Genomic DNA, 17905 nt, shown 5'->3' with positions numbered 1-17905 from the left:
TTTGATTTTCGAAGAGTATTACTGCCCTTCATTTCTTATTAGCTGACTTTATGATATAATGAAAAACGAGGTAAATTGAATGAAAAGTATAAAATTAAATGCTCTATCTTACATGGGAATTCGTGTCTTAAATATTATTTTTCCCATCTTAACTGGTACCTACGTCGCGCGTGTCTTGGACCGAACTGACTATGGTTACTTCAACTCAGTCGACACAATTTTGTCATTTTTCTTACCCTTTGCAACTTATGGGGTCTATAACTACGGTTTACGGGCCATTAGTAATGTCAAGGATAACAAAAAAGATCTGAATAGAACCTTCTCCAGTCTTTTTTATTTGTGCATAGCTTGTACGATTTTGACCACTGCTGTCTATATCCTAGCCTATCCTCTCTTCTTTACTGATAATCCAATCGTCAAAAAGGTCTACCTTGTTATGGGGATTCAACTCATTGCCCAGATTTTTTCAATCGAATGGGTCAATGAAGCTCTGGAAAATTACAGTTTTCTCTTTTACAAAACTGCCTTCATCCGTATCCTGATGCTGGTCTCTATTTTCTTATTTGTTAAAAATGAACACGATATTGTTGTCTATACACTTGTGATGAGTTTATCGACGCTGATTAACTACCTGATTAGTTATTTTTGGATTAAAAGAGACATCAAACTTGTTAAGATTCACCTAAGTGATTTTAAACCACTCTTTCTCCCTCTGACAGCCATGTTAGTCTTTGCCAATGCCAATATGCTCTTCACTTTTTTAGATCGCCTCTTCCTCGTTAAAACAGGGATTGATGTCAACGTTAGTTACTATACCATAGCTCAGCGAATTGTGACCGTTATAGCTGGGGTTGTAACAGGTGCAATTGGAGTGAGTGTGCCTCGTCTCAGTTACTATCTGGGGAAAGGAGACAAAGAAGCCTATGTTTCTCTGGTTAATAGAGGTAGTCGAATCTTTAACTTCTTTATCATTCCACTGAGTTTTGGACTCATGGTTTTAGGACCAAATGCCATCCTACTTTACGGTAGTGAAAAATATATCGGAGGCGGCATCTTGACCTCTCTCTTCGCTTTTCGTACGATTATCCTGGCCTTAGATACCATTCTTGGTTCCCAAATTCTCTTTACCAATGGCTATGAAAAACGTATCACAGTCTATACAGTCTTTGCTGGGCTACTCAATTTGGGCTTGAATAGTCTCCTCTTTTTCAACCATATCGTGGCTCCCGAATACTACTTACTGACAACTATGTTATCAGAGGCTTCTCTACTTGTTTTCTATATCATTTTCATCCATAGAAAACAACTCATCCACTTGGGACATATCTTTAGCTATACTGTTCGATACTCTCTCTTTTCACTTTCCTTTGTAGCAATTTATTTCCTGATTAATTTCGTGTATCCTGTGGATATGGTCATTAATTTGCCATTTTTGATGAATACTGGTTTGATTATCTTGTTATCAGCTATCTCTTATATTAGTCTACTTGTTTTCACAAAAGATAGCATTTTCTATGAATTTTTAAACCATGTCCTAGCCTTAAAAAATAAATTCAAAAGATCATAGGAGTTTAAAATGAAACAACTAACCATTGAAGATGCCAAACAAATTGAATTAGAAATTTTGGATTATATTGATACTCTCTGTAAAAAGCACAATATCAACTATATTATTAACTACGGTACTCTGATTGGGGCGGTTCGACATGAGGGCTTTATCCCTTGGGACGACGATATTGATCTGTCCATGCCTAGAGAAGACTACCAACGATTTATTAACATTTTTCAAAAGGAAAAAAGCAAATATAAGCTCCTTTCCTTAGAAACTGATAAGAACTACTTTAACAACTTTATCAAGATAACCGACAGTACGACTAAAATTATTGATACTCGAAATACAAAAACCTATGAGTCTGGTATCTTTATCGATATTTTCCCTATAGATCGCTTTGATGATCCTAAGGTCATTGATACTTGTTATAAACTGGAAAGCTTCAAACTGCTGTCTTTCAGTAAACATAAAAATATTGTCTATAAGGATAGCCTTTTAAAAGATTGGATACGAACAGCCTTTTGGTTGCTCCTTCGACCGGTTTCTCCTCGTTATTTCGCACATAAAATCGAGAAAGAAATTCAAAAATATAGTCGTGAAAATGGTCAGTATATGGCTTTTATCCCTTCTAAATTTAAGGAAAAGGAAGTCTTCCCAAGTGGTACCTTCGATAAAATAATTGATTTACCCTTTGAAAATTTAAGCCTTCCAGCACCTGAAAAATTTGATACTATTTTGACACAATTTTATGGAGATTATATGACCCTACCACCAGCAGAAAAACGCTTCTACAGTCATGAATTTCACGCTTATAAATTGGAGGATTAGGATGCAATATTTAGAAAAAAAAGAAATTAAAGAAATTCAACTAGCTCTGCTAGACTATATTGATGAGACTTGTAAGAAACATGATATTCCTTATTTTCTCAGTTATGGAACCATGCTTGGAGCCATCCGCCACAAAGGTATGATTCCTTGGGATGATGATATTGATATTTCTCTCTATCGTGAAGATTATGAGCGTTTACTGAAGATTATTGAAGCAGAAAATCACCCTCGCTACAAGGTTCTTTCCTACGATACTTCTTCTTGGTACTTCCATAATTTCGCATCGATTTTGGACACTTCTACTGTTATCGAAGACCATGTTAAGTACAAGCGTCATGATACCAGCCTTTTCATCGACGTCTTCCCAATTGATCGATTTACAGACTTGAGCATTGTCGACAAGAGTTATAAGTATGTAGCCCTTCGTCAACTGGCTTATATCAAAAAATCACGCGCAGTTCACGGTGATAGCAAATTAAAAGATTTTCTTAGATTATGTAGCTGGTATGCCCTCCGAGTGGTCAATCCCCGTTACTTTTACAAGAAAATTGATCAGCTAGTCAAAAATGCTACAACCAACTCTCCTCAATATGAAGGAGGAATTGGGATCGGTAAGGAAGGGATGAAAGAAATCTTCCCAGTTGATACCTTTAAAGAACTGATTTTGACTGAGTTTGAAGGTCGTATGTTGCCTGTGCCAAAAAAATATGACCAATTTTTAACCCAGATGTATGGGGATTATATGACACCACCATCAAAAGAAATGCAAGAATGGTATAGTCATAGCATTAAAGCTTATCGTAAAAACTGATTGAGGGCGACCATACAAACTACTAAGATAGAGGTTATTCAAAAACATAATTTTAGTAGAAAATGAAGTAAATATTCCTACAATAAAACGCATAATATCAAGGTTTTCAACACCTGATATTATGCGTTTTATAATTTTAAAGACTTTTTTCTATAGTAGATTGAAATAAGATACGAACAAATCAATTAGAAAATTCAAATTAATTTCTAGAAATATTTTAGTATTCCTGTGTACTGTTCTAAATTCAGTCTGCTATATCTTATTTTTCTATTTAAATCGCTTCTGTAACAAAGCTACGACTTTCAAGTACCTTAAGCATGGCATTAGCTGTATCTAGCGCTGTGAAGAGGGGCACCCCGTGTTCAATGGCTGAACGACGAATTTGCTCACCATCTTCGTCAGCAGTTCGTTTTGTTCCTACTGTGTTAATGATAGCTTGAATTCTTCCTTTGCGTACAAAACTTGGGATATCCTTATCGTCATCACCAATCTTACCAACAGGTTGGGCTTGCAAGCCATGACTAGCAAAGAAGGCTGCTGTCCCTTCTGTCGCAAGGATTCCATAACCAATGTTTTGGAAACGACGAGCCAAGTTCAAGGCTTCTTCTTTGGCATCATCAGCGATGGTAAAGACGACATTACCAAAAGTTGGCAAGTGTAGATAAGAAGCTTCAAAGGCTTTATAGAGAGCTTTTTCCAAAGTAGCATCAGAACCCATAACTTCACCTGTTGACTTCATTTCAGGACCGAGCAAGCTGTCTACCTTAGCTAGTTTGGTAAAGGAGAAGACAGGTGCCTTGATATGAACACGGGTGCTTTCAGGGTAAAGTCCATTTTGGTAGCCAAGTTCTGATAAACTTTGACCAAGAATGAGCTTGGTCGCTACTTGAGCCATAGGAATATTGGTTACCTTAGATAGGAATGGAACGGTACGGCTGGCACGTGGATTGACCTCAATAACGTAGACTTTTTCATCCTTGATAACAAACTGGATGTTCATCATTCCAAGGCAGTGAAGACCGATTGCTAAGCGTTTGGTGTAGTCTGCGATGGTCTCCTGAACCTTTTGCGACAAGGTTTGTGGTGGGTAAACAGCCATTGAGTCACCTGAGTGGACACCAGCACGTTCGATATGCTCCATGATACCAGGAATGAGTACATTTTTACCATCTGAAATGGCATCAACTTCGCACTCTTGCCCAACGATATAAGAGTCGACAAGAACTGGGTGGTCTGGACTAGCCTTAACAGCAGTTCGCATGTAAGAACGAAGGTCTTCTTCGTTTTCAACGATTTCCATGGCACGTCCACCAAGTACATAAGATGGGCGGACAAGAACTGGGAAGCCAATCTTGCGAGCTGCAAGAGCTGCTTCTTCTTCATTGGTAGCCGTTTGTCCTGGTGGCTGTGGAATATCCAATTCTTTGAGAGCTTGCTCGAAGAGGTCACGGTCTTCGGCACGGTCTAGGTCAGCAACCTGTGTACCAAGGATGGTCACACCTGCTTTTGCCAATGGCTCCGCAAGGTTGATGGCTGTTTGACCACCGAACTGAACGATAACTCCCTTTGGTTGTTCCAAGTCAATGACGTTCATAACATCTTCGAATGTCAATGGCTCAAAGTAAAGCTTATCTGATACAGAGAAGTCTGTTGAAACGGTCTCTGGGTTTGAGTTCATGATGATAGCTTCATAACCAGCTGCCTGGATAGCCTTAACAGAGTGAACGGTTGCGTAGTCAAACTCAACCCCTTGACCGATACGGATTGGACCTGAACCTAGGACAAGTACAGATTCTTTATCAAATCTGATAGATTCATTTTCCCAACCATAGGTTGAATAGAAATATGGCGTTTCAGAGTCGAACTCTGCCGCACAAGTATCTACCATCTTATAAACTGGAACAATCTTGTTTTCCAAGCGAAGTTGGCGAACTTGATCATCAGTCGTTCCCCAGAGTTCAGCAATCTTACGGTCTGAGAAACCATTAAGTTTGGCTGTTTTCAAAACTTCTAGATCTTGTGGATGAGCACCCAATTCTTGCTCAATTTCAAAGATATGCAAGAGTTTATCAAGATAGAAGATATCAATTTTTGTAAGCTCTGCAATTTCTTCAGGTGTGTAGCCACGACGAATGGCTTCTGATACGTAGAAGAGACGGTCATCTTGGGCTTTGACAACCTTTTCAATCAAGGCATCATCAGAAACTGCTGCAAGTTCAGGTATTTCATTGTGGTGCACCCCAATTTCAAGGGAGCGGCAGGCCTTGAGAAGAGATTCCTCGATGTTACGACCAATCGCCATGACTTCTCCAGTCGCCTTCATTTGTGTACCGAGACGGCGTTCACCCTTTTCAAACTTGTCAAATGGGAAACGTGGAATCTTGGCAACCACGTAGTCAAGGGCTGGTTCAAACATGGCATAGGTTGAACCTGTGACTGGGTTAATCACCTCATCCAAGGTCAAACCGACGGCAATCTTAGCAGCCAATTTGGCAATTGGGTAACCTGTCGCCTTAGAAGCAAGAGCTGACGAACGCGATACACGAGGGTTTACTTCGATGACATAATACTTGAAACTGTGTGGATCAAGGGCTAGCTGAACGTTACATCCACCTTCAATCTTGAGGGCACGAATGATGCTCAAGCTCGCGTCACGTAGCATTTGGTTTTCATAGTCTGACATGGTTTGCGCAGGGGCAAATACAATGGAATCCCCTGTGTGAATCCCAACTGGGTCAAAGTTTTCCATGTTACAAACAACCAAAGCATTGTCAGCTGAGTCACGCATGACTTCGTATTCGATTTCCTTGAAACCTGCAATCGAACGCTCAATCAAACATTGAGTGACAGGTGACAATTTCAAACCATTTTCAGCGATTTCACGCAATTCTTCCTCATTGGCACACATACCACCACCAGTACCACCAAGAGTAAAGGCTGGACGAACGATAACTGGGTAACCAATTGTCGCTGCAAAGGCAACTGCTTCTTCGACAGTGTTAACAATTTCAGATTCTGGAATTGGTTGGTTGAGCTCTTCCATCAATTGTTTAAAGAGGTCACGATCCTCCGCTTGGTCAATAGCAGATAATTTAGTTCCCAGAAGCTCAACACCAAGCTCATCAAGGATACCATTTTTAGACAATTCCATGGCCATATTAAGACCAGTTTGCCCACCAAGGGTTGGTAGCAAGGCATCTGGACGCTCCTTACGAAGAATACGTGTCACAAACTCAAGTGTAATCGGTTCAATATAAACCTTGTCCGCAATCTCCTTGTCCGTCATGATGGTTGCAGGGTTTGAGTTAACCAAAACAACCTCATAACCTTCCTCTTTCAACGACAAGCAAGCCTGGGTCCCAGCATAGTCAAACTCAGCAGCCTGACCAATAATAATCGGACCAGAACCAATCACCATAATTTTTTGAATATCAGTACGTTTAGGCATATATAAGATATTAAGGGCGTCAAGCGGACAAAGCTAAAATAGGAGTTATGACGAAGAACTGTCAGTTCTAGGAATAACTATCTTTTTAGCACCGTCCGTAGCCCGTATTCAGTTCAGCAAATACGGACCACCCTTCTCCTTTCTATTCGTCGCCTCACTGAGCGACATTAAATAAATTCTCCGACGATTTTTTAGCGAAACGATATTTTTCGGTAAAAAATCTAGTGCAGGGAGTTTTTAGTTCGCCTGATAGCGACTAAAAGAAACGACCTGCCTTTCTATTCGTCGCCTCTCAGGGCGACATTAAATAAATTCTCCGACGAGCTTTTACTCGTTCTTAGTTTGATTGTTTAAAAGCTTCCATCATCTCGATAAACTCGTCAAATAGGTAGCTAGCGTCGTGTGGACCAGGGGCTGCATCTGGATGGTATTGAACAGAGAAAGCAGGTTGGTATCTGTGACGCACACCTTCAACTGACTTGTCATTGATTTCTTCATGGGTGATAATCAAATGCTCTGGCAAATCCTCACGGCTAACTGCATAACCATGGTTTTGACTTGTAAAATCCACACGTCCTGTAGCAATTTCGCGTACCGCATGGTTGAATCCACGGTGTCCAAATTTCATCTTGTAAGTCTTAGCCCCGTTTGCCATTGCAAAGAGTTGATGCCCCATACAAATACCAAAAATTGGAATTTTTCCTTGTACACCACGAATCATATCCAGTGCTTGGGGAACATCTTCTGGATTTCCCGGTCCATTTGACAACATAACTCCGTCAGGGTTGAGATGGAGAATTTCTTCAGCCGTTGTTGAATAAGGAACGACTGTCACGTTACAGTTGCGCTTAGAGAGTTCACGTAAGATTGAGTGCTTGAGACCAAAGTCCACTAGCACTACGCTCAAACCAACTCCTGGAGCTGGATACGAAGTTTTAGTAGAAACCTGCTTGATATTGTCTGTCGGCAAGACTGTTGCTTGGAGCTGGTCCGTCACATGGTCCATACTGTCCCCAACATGGGTCAAGGTTGCACGCATCGTACCATGCTTACGGATAATCTTGGTAAGAGCACGTGTATCAATCCCTGAAATACCCGGAATTTTCTTGGCTTTCAAAAATTCATCCAAGGTCATTTGGTTGCGCCAGTTACTAGCTCTACGTGCTTCTTCGAAAACAACAACTCCCTTACAAGTTGGAATAATGGATTCGTAATCATCACGGTTAATTCCATAATTTCCCACCAAAGGATAAGTAAAGGTCAAGATTTGTCCATTATAAGACTGGTCTGTAATGGATTCTTGGTAGCCGGTCATGCCTGTATTAAAGACAATTTCACCAGTTACATCAATATCTGCTCCGAAGGCCTTGCCTTCAAAAACTGTACCATCTTCTAATACTAGAAGTCTTTTTGTCATATTTTCACCTCTCGTGGACGCTCACTGGCGTCTTTTAACGTCTTGTGTTTTAATTGGCGTTTCTACTCGCCAGTACGGATTCTAAGATTGCCATTCGAACAAAGACACCATTGGTCATTTGTTGGACAATCCGTGATTTTGGTGCTTCAACCAAGTGGTCTGCGATTTCTACATCACGGTTGACTGGAGCTGGGTGCATGAGGATTGCTGTTTCTTTCAAACGGTCATAACGTTCTTGAGTCAAGCCATGTTGGGCATGGTAGTCTTCTTTTGAAAAGACTGCTCCGCTATCATGGCGTTCATGTTGCACACGGAGAAACATCATGACATCCACCTGATCAATGATTTCATCAATGGTTACAAACTGTCCATAGTCTGCAAACTCTTGACTTCTCCATTCCTCAGGTCCAGCAAAATAAAGTTCTGCACCTAAGCGTTTCAAAATCTGCATATTGGATTTGGCAACGCGGGAGTGGTCCAAGTCACCTGCAATCGCAACCTTGAGACCCTCAAAATGACCAAATTCCTCATAAATAGTCATCAAATCCAGCAAGCTCTGGCTAGGATGTTGTCCCGAACCATCTCCACCATTGATGATGGAAGTCGTAATCGTGGGACTAGCAATTAACTCTCTGTAGTAGTCAACCTCAGGGTGGCGAATCACACAGACATCCACTCCTAAAGCAGACAGAGTCAAAATGGTATCATAAAGTGTCTCACCCTTATTGACTGAACTAGTCTTCACATCAAAGTCAAGTCGTTCCAGCCCCAGTTTAATCTCTGCCACTTCAAAGGACTTATGCGTCCGTGTAGAATCCTCAAAGAAAAGATTGGAAACAATCGGGTGGTTTTCATAAGGAAGCTGAGCTCCGTTTTTAAACTCAATCCCTCGTTTGATCAATTTCATCACTTGATCGACAGTGAGGTCTTCCATGGACACCACATGGTTCAATGCTTGTTGATTTTCTGACATGGCCACTCCTTTAGCTTTCTAAGCTTCTTCAGTAATCAGAACTCTGTCTTGACCATCAAGTTCTGCCATCTCTACGATGATTTCTTCAGAACGACTAGTTGGGATATTTTTTCCAACGTAATCTGGACGGATTGGCAATTCTCTATGTCCACGATCAACTAGCACCGCAAGACTCACGCGCGCAGGACGACCATGACCTACAATATTATCAATAGCAGCACGGATGGTACGACCTGTATAAAGCACATCATCCACCAAGATAACTTCACGGTCTGTCACATCGACAGAAACCAAAGAAGTATCTTCTCCACTTTTAACATCATCACGGAAAGGTTTAGTATCCAATTCCACAACAGGAACTGAAAGATTTTCTAGCTGTTCCAAACGTTCTTGGATTCGGTGGGCGATAAAGACACCACGAGTTTTAATACCAGCCAAGACGATTTTATTCAAATCTTTGTTGCGTTCAATAATCTCATAAGTAATACGCGTAATCGCTCGTTTGACGGTCAATTCGTCTACAACTTCTTTTGTCTTCATGACAAACCTCCAAAAAGAAAAGTCTCCTTAAACAAGGAGACTTGAAATGTATAGCTAAGCAAGCCCTACTGCACACAGTATAGACTTCACCCTTCTACTTTATCGCGCTCCTTGCCTGCCTCACGGGACAAGTTTAAAGGAATATTTAGTTATCAATTACTATAGCACAAAGTAAGCTTAAAATCAAGCAAAAACTTTCGATCTTCCATCTTACAAATTGCTAAAATCATATAACTGTGGGTACTGGTCACACTCTGGATTTTTAGGATGACAAATGGCTCTTCCAAAATAAATCATGGCCTGATGAGCTGCTAACCACTGCTCAGGCGGCAAGATATCCATGACCCGCTTTTCCACCTCAAGTGGTGTCGCTGATTTTTTGACGATATCGTGGTGTTTGCAAATACGCTCCACATGAGTATCCACTGCAAAGGCTGGAATCCCAAATCCTACACTCATAACAACATTGGCTGTCTTGCGACCAACACCTGCCAAACTCTCCAATTCCTCACGTGTTTGAGGGACTTGACCATCAAAATCGTCTAGTAACTGTTGGGCACATTTTTTAAGGAATTTAGCCTTATTTCGATACAGTCCCAGTCGAGAAATGTGTGAAGCAATCTCACTCTCTGTTGCAACAGACATGGCTTGTGGCGTTGGAAAGGCAGCAAAGAGGCCTGGCGTAGCCTTATTTACCGCTGCATCCGTCGTCTGGGCTGACAACATGACCGCAACCAAGAGTTCAAAATGATTAGTGAAATCAAGACTGGGCTTGGCATCTGGAAAAAGAGCAATGATTTCTTCTAGCACCTTTCGTGCTCGTTTTTTTGACAAAACCATTATTCGTCTCCATCAAATAGTCCTTGTAAACCAGCAAAAGGACTGTTTTCTTCTTTCTTAACTGCTTGTTGGGCTTGGTATTCTTCCTCAGTCATGATTTGCCAGTCATTTCCTGACACAAATCCTTGACCAGCTTCTTCTTCAGCCGTCAAGACCTTGATAGGAATGTTTAGTAGGATATTGTCTGACACGCTCTCAGCAAGGTCAAGTTCTCCATTTTCGATAGGCAAGACCAAGTCATCGTCTAAAACTTCCTGATCTAGCTGGTTAATTGCGCCTTCCATGAAAACTTCCGTTACTGGATAAGATTCAACTAACTCAACTGGCTCCATACTGCGACTTGAAGCAAGAACAATGGTATAAGATAGTTGATAATCTAAGAAATACATACGATCTTCGTACTGTACTTTCCCAACTGCAAGGATATCTTTTACATCTAAAATTTCTTGATTGCGTGCACGCAGGTCTGCGGCTAGGTCTAACGTTTGTTCAAAATGCAAGCCTTCAGACTGCTTACGAATTTCTTGAATATTTAATTTCATACTTCCTCCATAAAGATTTACTCTCTTGATTATACCATGAAAAGGCTACAAATCAGCCCACCAAACTTTGTAATTAACATTCGATTTTTTAACATATTTACCATAATATTTTTGTTTTTTAGTGCTATACTATAGGGAAAGAGTACATCAGATCAAGGAGGATGCTCACATGGAAGACAAGAAACTCATTCAACTCCTATCCAAGTTAAATAAAAGCTACCAAAACTGTAAACAGGGTACGGCAGATGATATTCGACTACAAGAGCTGCTAAACACTACTATGCAAGAGCTCAAAAAACAGAAAAGTTGAACAACAGTATCTTAATTGATCTTGAGAAATTTTACCAACCCACCAGTCCTCTGATTGGACTGGGTAGCCTAAAACTAAACAATCAAGCACGCACTGCTTGGCGAAACTATGATAAAATCCATTACGAGCATGTCAAACACGTACTAAGTCTCTATGGACCTGTTTTTGGATTTTAGAGCATAGAATTTCCAGTTTTCTGTTGACAAAATTTCCTTAAAGGTATAGTATAAAGATACTAATACTCGGAGGTAAGGGAGACATGAACAACTAAGTCTATCAAATAAAGAACCTTTATTTAGTAGATCTTGTTTTTGTCTCTTTTTGTGTGCTCTTTTATGCTCTTTTTCTGGCATGTTAATAGAGTTTTTTTTGACATAGACTTTGGGCTCTACTAGGTAAAGTAGAGCCTTTTGTTATGCACTATGAACATTCTAGAAAGGGAAATCATATGATAAAAATCAATCATCTAACCATCACACAAAACAAAGATTTACGAGATCTTGTATCTGACCTAACCATGACCATCCAAGACGGGGAAAAGGTAGCTATTATTGGCGAAGAAGGAAATGGTAAATCAACCTTACTTAAAACTTTAATGGGGGAAGATTTGTCTGATTTCACTATCAAGGGAGACATCCAGTCTGATTATCAGTCACTGGCCTACATTCCTCAAAAAGTCCCTGAGGACCTAAAAAAGAAAACTTTACACGACTACTTCTTTTTAGATTCTATTGATTTAGACTACAGTATCCTCTATCGTTTGGCGGAGGAATTGCATTTTGATAGCAATCGTTTCGCAAGTGACCAAGAGATTGGCAGTCTATCAGGGGGCGAAGCTTTGAAAATTCAGCTTATCCATGAGTTAGCCAAACCCTTTGAGATTCTATTTTTAGATGAACCTTCAAATGACTTGGATCTTGAGACGGTTGATTGGCTAAAAGGTCAAATGCGCAAGATTCGGCAAACCGTTATTTTCATTTCCCATGATGAGGACTTTCTTTCTGAAACGGCAGACACTATTGTTCACTTGCGACTGGTCAAGCACCGTAAAGAAGCAGAAACACTAGTAGAGCATTTAGACTATGATAGTTATAGTGAGCAGAGAAAGGCTAATTTTGCCAGACAAACCCAGCAAGCAGCCAACGACCAAAGAGCCTACGATAAAACCATGGAAAAACATCAACGAGTTAAACAAAATGTAGAAACTGCTCTTCGAGCTACCAAAGACAGTACTGCCGGTCGCCTATTGGCTAAAAAGATGAAAACTGTCCTCTCACAAGAAAAACGCTACGAAAGAGCAGCTCAGGCCATGACCCAAAAGCCACTTGAAGAGGAAGAAATCAGACTTTTCTTCTCAGATATACAGCCATTACCTACTTCTAAAGTCTTAATCCAACTGGAAAAAGAAAATTTATCCATTGGCGAGCGAATTTTGGTGCAAGAACTACAATTAACTGTCCGTGGCCAAGAAAAAATCGGTATTATAGGACCAAATGGTATTGGAAAATCGACCCTATTAGCCAAGTTACAGCAACTTTTTAATGCTAAAAGAGAGATTTCGCTTGGTTATATGCCACAAGATTACCAGCAAAAACTGCAATTGGATTTATCACCAATAGCCTATCTAAGTAAAACTGGGGAAAAAGAGGAACTACAAAAAATCCAATCTCACTTAGCCAGTCTCAATTTCAGTTATCCAGAAATGCAGCATCAAATTCGCTTCTTATCTGGCGGACAACAAGGAAAACTCCTGCTTTTGGATTTAGTCTTGCGCAAACCAAACTTTCTCCTGCTAGATGAACCCACACGAAACTTTTCTCCAACTTCTCAACCCGAAATTAGAAAACTCTTTGCCACTTATCCTGGTGGTCTCATCACTGTTTCGCATGACCGTTGTTTCTTAAAAGAGATCTGTTCAATCATCTATCGCTTAACAGAACACGGTTTGGAGCTAGTTAATTTTCAAGATTTATAAATTTTCAACATCGCAAATATGTGGGGCAAAAACACAATTTTAGGAGAAAAAGAAGTAAATCTTCCCATAATAAAACGCATAATATCAAGTTTTCACACCTGATATTATGCGTTTTTCAGATTTTAAAGACTTTTTCCAGCCTTCATTTTACATATGTTTTAAACGTTCAATCCGTTCTGAGATAGGTGGGTGGGTATAAAAGAGTTTTTTGAACCCTCCCCCTTTCTTAGGATCATTGATATAAAGTGCACTGCTAGCATCATCGACGTGGCGACTCATAGGTTTGCTATTGTCCAACTTATCTAGGGCATTAATCATTCCCTGGGGATTGCGAGTCAGCTCGACACTAGATGCATCTGCCAGAAATTCCCTCTGACGAGAAATAGCGAGCTGAACCAAGGTTGCAGCGAGAGGTGCCAGTACAATAGCTAGTAGGGAAACCACTAGCATAATGATTTCAAGACCATTTCCATCTCGGTCATCATCACTTCGTCTGCGACCTGCTCCACCCCACCACATCATACGACCTGCCATACCAGAAAGCATGGTGATAGCACTAGCAAGGGCAACTGCAATAGTCGAAATACGGATATCATAATTACGAATATGACTGACTTCATGTCCCATAACAGCTTCTAGTTCTTCACGATTCATGATAGCTAGTAGACCTGAAGTCGCAGCAACCGCCGCATTTTGAGGGTTAGAACCTGTCGCAAAGGCATTTAAGGCTGGATCATCAATGATGAAAACACGGGGCATAGGAATCTGAGCGACCATAGCCATATCTTCCACTACGTGGTAGAGATCTGGTGCCGTTTGTTCATCAACCTCACGCGCCCCGTTCATGGACATGACAATCTCTGTTGATTGAAAAATCATGGACAAGGCATAGATAAAGCCGATAATCAGTGCGATAACCAAACCACCAATCCCAGACCGCATAAAGAGATAACCAACCGCATAACCAACAAGAGCTAAGAGTAGGAAAAATACCAGCAATAAAATCCACGTTTTTCGTTTATTGCTTGCAATTTGATCAAACAGCATCTTAGTCACCTAAACCGCTAAAATCAACCTTAGGAACTGCCTTTTCCTCTTCTGGTGTTTGAAGGAAATCTGCTGCTTTAAATCCAAACATTCCAGCGATAATGTTGCTTGGGAAAGTCTCTAATTTTACATTGTAGTTGCTGACAACACTGTTATAGAGTTGACGAGAGTAAGAAATTTTATTTTCTGTGTTTGTCAACTCCTCTTGCAATTTAACAAAGTTGGCGCTTGCCTTCAAATCTGGATAGCTTTCTGCAACTGCAAAAATACCTGCAACCTGACGAGTGAGGGCATCACTAGCTTTCATAGCTTCTGCTGGTGAAGTCGCTGCTGCCACTTGGTTACGCAGTTCTGCCACCTTTTCAAGGGTAGAACCTTCATATTTAGCATAACCTTTTACAGTCTCAATCAAGTTTGGCAAGAGGTCATTTCGACGTTTCAACTGAACATCAATTTGGCTCCAAGCCTCCTTTGTTTGCATACGATTCTTAACCAAACCGTTATAGCTAACAATCACAAAAATAACAACAAGAGCGATAACTCCAAGAATAATCCAAGTCATGATATAAGTCCTTTCTACTTTTAGATTAGTACCAGTATATCAAATTTTTAATGATTGTGGTAAAATAAGATGATACTAAAGAAGGAAATAACTATGAAACCAGAAACATTTTACAACTTGCTTGCCGAGCAAAATCTTCCACTTTCGGACCAGCAAAAAAAACAATTTGAACGTTATTTTGAACTCTTGGTCGAGTGGAATGAGAAGATTAATTTGACGGCGATTACGGACAAGGAAGAAGTTTATCTCAAACATTTTTACGATTCGATTGCACCCATTCTTCAAGGTTTGATTCCTAATGAAACTATCAAACTTCTTGATATTGGAGCTGGGGCAGGATTTCCTAGTTTACCAATGAAAATCCTCTATCCTCAGTTAGATGTGACCATCATTGATTCGCTAAATAAGCGCATCAACTTCCTACAACTCTTGGCTCAAGAACTGGATTTGGACGATGTTCATTTCTACCATGGACGTGCCGAAGATTTTGCCCAAGACAAGAACTTCCGTGCTCAGTATGATTTTGTAACAGCTCGTGCTGTAGCCCGTATGCAGGTCTTGTCTGAATTGACAATTCCTTACCTTAAAGTTGGTGGTAAACTATTGGCACTCAAGGCCAGCAATGCGCCTGAGGAGTTATTAGAAGCTAAGAATGCCCTCAACCTCCTTTTTAGTAAAGTCGAAGACAATCTCAGCTACGCCCTACCAAATGGAGATCCGCGTTATATCACAGTGGTAGAAAAGAAAAAAGAAACGCCCAACAAATACCCAAGAAAGGCTGGTATGCCAAATAAACGCCCGCTTTAAATTTTTTAGTAAAAAATGTTTACAAAGTCATCCTCGCTCTCTTATTTTTAGGCTCGGGAAAAAATGATTTACAAAATCAACCTCACTCTCTTATTTTTAGGCTCGGGAAAAAATGATTTACAAAATCAACCTCGCTCTCTTATTTTTAGGCTCGGGAAAAAATGATTTACAAAATCAACCTCGCTCTCTTATTTTTAGGCTCGGGAAAAAATGATTTACAAAATCATTTTTTTCTGCTATACTATCCTAAGCAAAGGTTTTTAATGTCATCCCGTGAGGTGACGAAGACACAGAAATACTTGAAACTCTTTAAAGTTTAGATTTTAGAGAAGTCTTACTCTGAGGGCCTATTGCTGTAAAATAATGGGCTCTTTTTTGATGCCCAAAAGTGAGGTTTATATGAAACAAGAATCAACTGTTGATTTGTTACTAGACGTTGACCAACGTCCTTCAGCTGGAAAAGGAATTCTCCTTAGTTTCCAACACGTTTTCGCCATGTTTGGTGCGACCATCTTGGTACCCTTGATTTTGGGAATGCCTGTATCTGTTGCCCTTTTTGCTTCAGGTGTTGGAACACTCATCTACATGATTTCAACTGGTTTTAAAGTTCCAGTTTATCTAGGTTCTTCATTCGCCTTTATCACAGCTATGTCACTAGCTATGAAGGAAATGGGAGGAGATATATCTGCTGCTCAAACTGGAGTTATCTTGACTGGTTTGGTCTATGTCCTTGTTGCTACCAGCATCCGATTTGTAGGAACAAAATGGATTGATAAACTCTTGCCACCAATCATCATCGGACCTATGATTATCGTTATCGGTCTTGGACTTGCAGGTTCAGCTGTTACCAACGCTGGTCTTGTAGCTGATGGAAACTGGAAAAATGCTCTTGTAGCAGTTGTTACTTTCTTGATTGCTGCCTTTATCAATACAAAGGGAAAAGGATTCCTACGAATCATTCCATTTCTCTTTGCCATTATCGGTGGTTACCTCTTCGCACTAACTCTTGGCTTGGTTGACTTTACACCAGTTCTTAAAGCTAACTGGTTTGAAATTCCTGGTTTCTACTTGCCATTTAACACAGGTGGTGCCTTTAAAGAATACAATCTTTACTTTGGTCCAGAAGCCATCGCTATCTTGCCAATCGCTATCGTAACAATTTCTGAACATATCGGAGACCATACTGTTTTGGGTCAAATCTGTGGCCGTCAATTCTTAAAAGAACCAGGTCTTCACCGTACTCTTCTTGGTGACGGTATCGCAACTTCTGTTTCTGCCTTCCTTGGTGGACCAGCCAATACAACTTACGGAGAAAATACAGGGGTTATCGGTATGACTCGTATCGCTTCTGTCTCAGTTATCCGTAACGCTGCCTTCATCGCGATTGCCCTCAGCTTCCTTGGTAAATTCACTGCCTTGATTTCAACTATTCCAAACGCTGTACTTGGTGGTATGTCAATCCTTCTCTATGGGGTTATCGCCAGCAATGGTTTGAAAGTCTTGATTAAAGAACGTGTTGATTTCGCTCAAATGCGAAACCTCATCATCACAAGTGCTATGTTGGTTCTTGGACTTGGAGGAGCTGTCCTTAAACTTGGTCCAGTTACACTTTCAGGTACTGCTCTTTCAGCCATGACAGGAATCATCTTGAACTTGATCTTGCCATACGAAAATAAAGACTAATACTCTTCGAAAATCTCTTCAAACCACGTCAACGTCGCCTTGCCGTAGATATATGTAACTGACTTCGTCAGTCTTATCTACAACCTCAAAGCAGTGCTTTGAACAACCTGCGGCTAGTTTCCTAGTTTGCTCTTTGATTTTCATTGAGTATAAGAGTCTAAACATATCAAAAAACAAGCATTTCCAATTACGGAAGTGCTCATTTTTTTGATACTTAAAAGTAAGTGTATCCCCCTAACGCTGTCTAATATGTCTCCCCTATATGCATACGCTTCCACTCAGAGAACTCTACCTTGAACAGTTCAGGGGCTTTTTTAGCATTGTTATAAACTATAATATAGTAACCTTCCTTATTCCAAAACTTTCCTAAAATCTCAGCGTCTTCCAGCTCTGCTTCATAATCTAATACTCATCTGCTTTCAAAAAGCATTCTATTCCATCTCCGATTAACGATGGACTTTATCACCTCCTTCTCCAGTCCTTGTATAACATCTTGAAGTTGATTCATGATATCTTCCAATATGGGCATCAACAGCTCCATAACAATAGCGAAATTCTCGTATATGGTGA

14 protein-coding genes and 1 pseudogene are annotated in these 17905 nt (G+C 40.3%); 7 read left to right on the top strand and 8 right to left on the bottom strand.

Going from position 1 to position 17905, the window contains the following annotated elements:
- Nucleotides 1-79 precede the first annotated feature (79 nt).
- Genes tacF through HT699_RS03425 form a run of 3 tightly spaced genes read left to right on the top strand, consistent with a single transcriptional unit; the run spans nt 80 to nt 3191 of the window.
- The gene (tacF, locus tag HT699_RS03435; RefSeq protein ID WP_172921708.1) at nt 80-1567 is read left to right on the top strand and encodes a type IV teichoic acid flippase TacF; all 1488 of its coding nucleotides are present in this window, start codon (nt 80-82) and stop codon (nt 1565-1567) included.
- Between the two features lie 9 nt (nt 1568-1576).
- The gene (locus tag HT699_RS03430; RefSeq protein WP_172921707.1) at nt 1577-2380 is read left to right on the top strand and encodes a phosphorylcholine transferase LicD; all 804 of its coding nucleotides are present in this window, start codon (nt 1577-1579) and stop codon (nt 2378-2380) included.
- A 1-nt stretch (nt 2381) separates the two neighbouring features.
- Nucleotides 2382-3191 carry a phosphorylcholine transferase LicD gene (locus HT699_RS03425; protein WP_172921706.1) on the top strand — a complete coding sequence of 270 codons (810 nt, stop codon included), beginning with the start codon at nt 2382-2384 and terminating at the stop codon, nt 3189-3191.
- A 271-nt stretch (nt 3192-3462) separates the two neighbouring features.
- On the opposite strand, the gene carB is transcribed toward HT699_RS03425, so the two are convergent.
- The 6 genes from carB to HT699_RS03395 form a co-directional block, all read right to left on the bottom strand.
- Complete coding sequence (gene carB / locus HT699_RS03420; protein ID WP_172934097.1) at nt 3463-6639, bottom strand: carbamoyl-phosphate synthase large subunit; 3177 nt, start codon at nt 6637-6639, stop codon at nt 3463-3465.
- Between the two features lie 337 nt (nt 6640-6976).
- A complete protein-coding gene (locus HT699_RS03415) occupies nt 6977-8056 on the bottom strand; it encodes a carbamoyl phosphate synthase small subunit (protein ID WP_000166853.1) in 1080 nt (359 codons plus the stop codon).
- Between the two features lie 49 nt (nt 8057-8105).
- The gene (locus HT699_RS03410; RefSeq protein WP_023936533.1) at nt 8106-9029 is read right to left on the bottom strand and encodes an aspartate carbamoyltransferase catalytic subunit; all 924 of its coding nucleotides are present in this window, start codon (nt 9027-9029) and stop codon (nt 8106-8108) included.
- Nucleotides 9030-9047: 18 nt separating this feature from the next.
- Nucleotides 9048-9569, bottom strand: a complete 522-nt coding sequence (gene pyrR, locus HT699_RS03405) for a bifunctional pyr operon transcriptional regulator/uracil phosphoribosyltransferase PyrR (protein WP_000850023.1) — start codon at nt 9567-9569, stop codon at nt 9048-9050.
- 210 nt (nt 9570-9779) lie between these two features.
- Entirely contained in the window at nt 9780-10409 is a 630-nt protein-coding gene (nth, locus tag HT699_RS03400; RefSeq protein ID WP_000244443.1) for an endonuclease III, read from the bottom strand.
- A complete protein-coding gene (locus tag HT699_RS03395; protein WP_172934096.1) occupies nt 10409-10951 on the bottom strand; it encodes a DUF177 domain-containing protein in 543 nt (180 codons plus the stop codon). The genes nth and HT699_RS03395 overlap by 1 nt, the downstream gene beginning before the upstream one ends.
- Before the next feature lie 169 nt (nt 10952-11120).
- Between HT699_RS03395 and HT699_RS12140 the strand changes: the two are divergent.
- Nucleotides 11121-11437, top strand: a pseudogene (locus HT699_RS12140) (helicase BlpT).
- Between the two features lie 239 nt (nt 11438-11676).
- Complete coding sequence (locus HT699_RS03385; RefSeq protein WP_172934095.1) at nt 11677-13236, top strand: ATP-binding cassette domain-containing protein; 1560 nt, start codon at nt 11677-11679, stop codon at nt 13234-13236.
- A 147-nt stretch (nt 13237-13383) separates the two neighbouring features.
- Here the strand turns inward: HT699_RS03385 and htpX are convergent, their stop codons facing one another.
- Nucleotides 13384-14283: a zinc metalloprotease HtpX gene (gene htpX / locus HT699_RS03380; RefSeq protein ID WP_050108066.1), complete on the bottom strand. Its 900-nt coding sequence runs from the start codon at nt 14281-14283 to the stop codon at nt 13384-13386.
- 1 nt (nt 14284) lies between these two features.
- Nucleotides 14285-14845 (bottom strand): LemA family protein, encoded by a 561-nt coding sequence (locus HT699_RS03375; protein ID WP_050108063.1) that lies wholly within the window; start codon nt 14843-14845, stop codon nt 14285-14287.
- A 93-nt stretch (nt 14846-14938) separates the two neighbouring features.
- On the opposite strand from HT699_RS03375, the gene rsmG reads away from it, so the two are divergent.
- Both rsmG and HT699_RS03365 read left to right on the top strand, forming a co-directional pair.
- Nucleotides 14939-15652, top strand: coding sequence for a 16S rRNA (guanine(527)-N(7))-methyltransferase RsmG (gene rsmG / locus HT699_RS03370; RefSeq protein ID WP_172921703.1), 714 nt, complete (start codon nt 14939-14941; stop codon nt 15650-15652).
- Nucleotides 15653-16051: 399 nt separating this feature from the next.
- Nucleotides 16052-17335 (top strand): solute carrier family 23 protein, encoded by a 1284-nt coding sequence (locus HT699_RS03365; RefSeq protein WP_031222914.1) that lies wholly within the window; start codon nt 16052-16054, stop codon nt 17333-17335.
- The last annotated feature ends 570 nt before the right edge of the window (nt 17336-17905 follow it).

Source organism: Streptococcus sp. 1055 (genome assembly GCF_013276815.1).
GTDB lineage: Bacteria > Bacillota > Bacilli > Lactobacillales > Streptococcaceae > Streptococcus > Streptococcus pseudopneumoniae.
Note: the sequence above shows the minus strand (reverse complement) of the source record. Positions and strands in the feature narration are given on the sequence as shown.

Excerpts from the sequence above, each read along its gene's own strand:
- HT699_RS03425 (WP_172921706.1), top strand. The coding sequence starts at position 2,382 with ATGCAATATTTAGAAAAAAAAGAAATTAAAGAAATTCAACTAGCTCTG.
- HT699_RS03375 (WP_050108063.1), bottom strand. The coding sequence starts at position 14,845 with ATGACTTGGATTATTCTTGGAGTTATCGCTCTTGTTGTTATTTTTGTG.
- nth (WP_000244443.1), bottom strand. The coding sequence starts at position 10,409 with ATGGTTTTGTCAAAAAAACGAGCACGAAAGGTGCTAGAAGAAATCATT.
- carB (WP_172934097.1), bottom strand. The coding sequence starts at position 6,639 with ATGCCTAAACGTACTGATATTCAAAAAATTATGGTGATTGGTTCTGGT.
- tacF (WP_172921708.1), top strand. The coding sequence starts at position 80 with ATGAAAAGTATAAAATTAAATGCTCTATCTTACATGGGAATTCGTGTC.
- HT699_RS03410 (WP_023936533.1), bottom strand. The coding sequence starts at position 9,029 with ATGTCAGAAAATCAACAAGCATTGAACCATGTGGTGTCCATGGAAGAC.
- htpX (WP_050108066.1), bottom strand. The coding sequence starts at position 14,283 with ATGCTGTTTGATCAAATTGCAAGCAATAAACGAAAAACGTGGATTTTA.
- HT699_RS03415 (WP_000166853.1), bottom strand. The coding sequence starts at position 8,056 with ATGACAAAAAGACTTCTAGTATTAGAAGATGGTACAGTTTTTGAAGGC.
- HT699_RS03365 (WP_031222914.1), top strand. The coding sequence starts at position 16,052 with ATGAAACAAGAATCAACTGTTGATTTGTTACTAGACGTTGACCAACGT.
- rsmG (WP_172921703.1), top strand. The coding sequence starts at position 14,939 with ATGAAACCAGAAACATTTTACAACTTGCTTGCCGAGCAAAATCTTCCA.
- HT699_RS03430 (WP_172921707.1), top strand. The coding sequence starts at position 1,577 with ATGAAACAACTAACCATTGAAGATGCCAAACAAATTGAATTAGAAATT.
- HT699_RS03395 (WP_172934096.1), bottom strand. The coding sequence starts at position 10,951 with ATGAAATTAAATATTCAAGAAATTCGTAAGCAGTCTGAAGGCTTGCAT.
- pyrR (WP_000850023.1), bottom strand. The coding sequence starts at position 9,569 with ATGAAGACAAAAGAAGTTGTAGACGAATTGACCGTCAAACGAGCGATT.
- HT699_RS03385 (WP_172934095.1), top strand. The coding sequence starts at position 11,677 with ATGCACTATGAACATTCTAGAAAGGGAAATCATATGATAAAAATCAAT.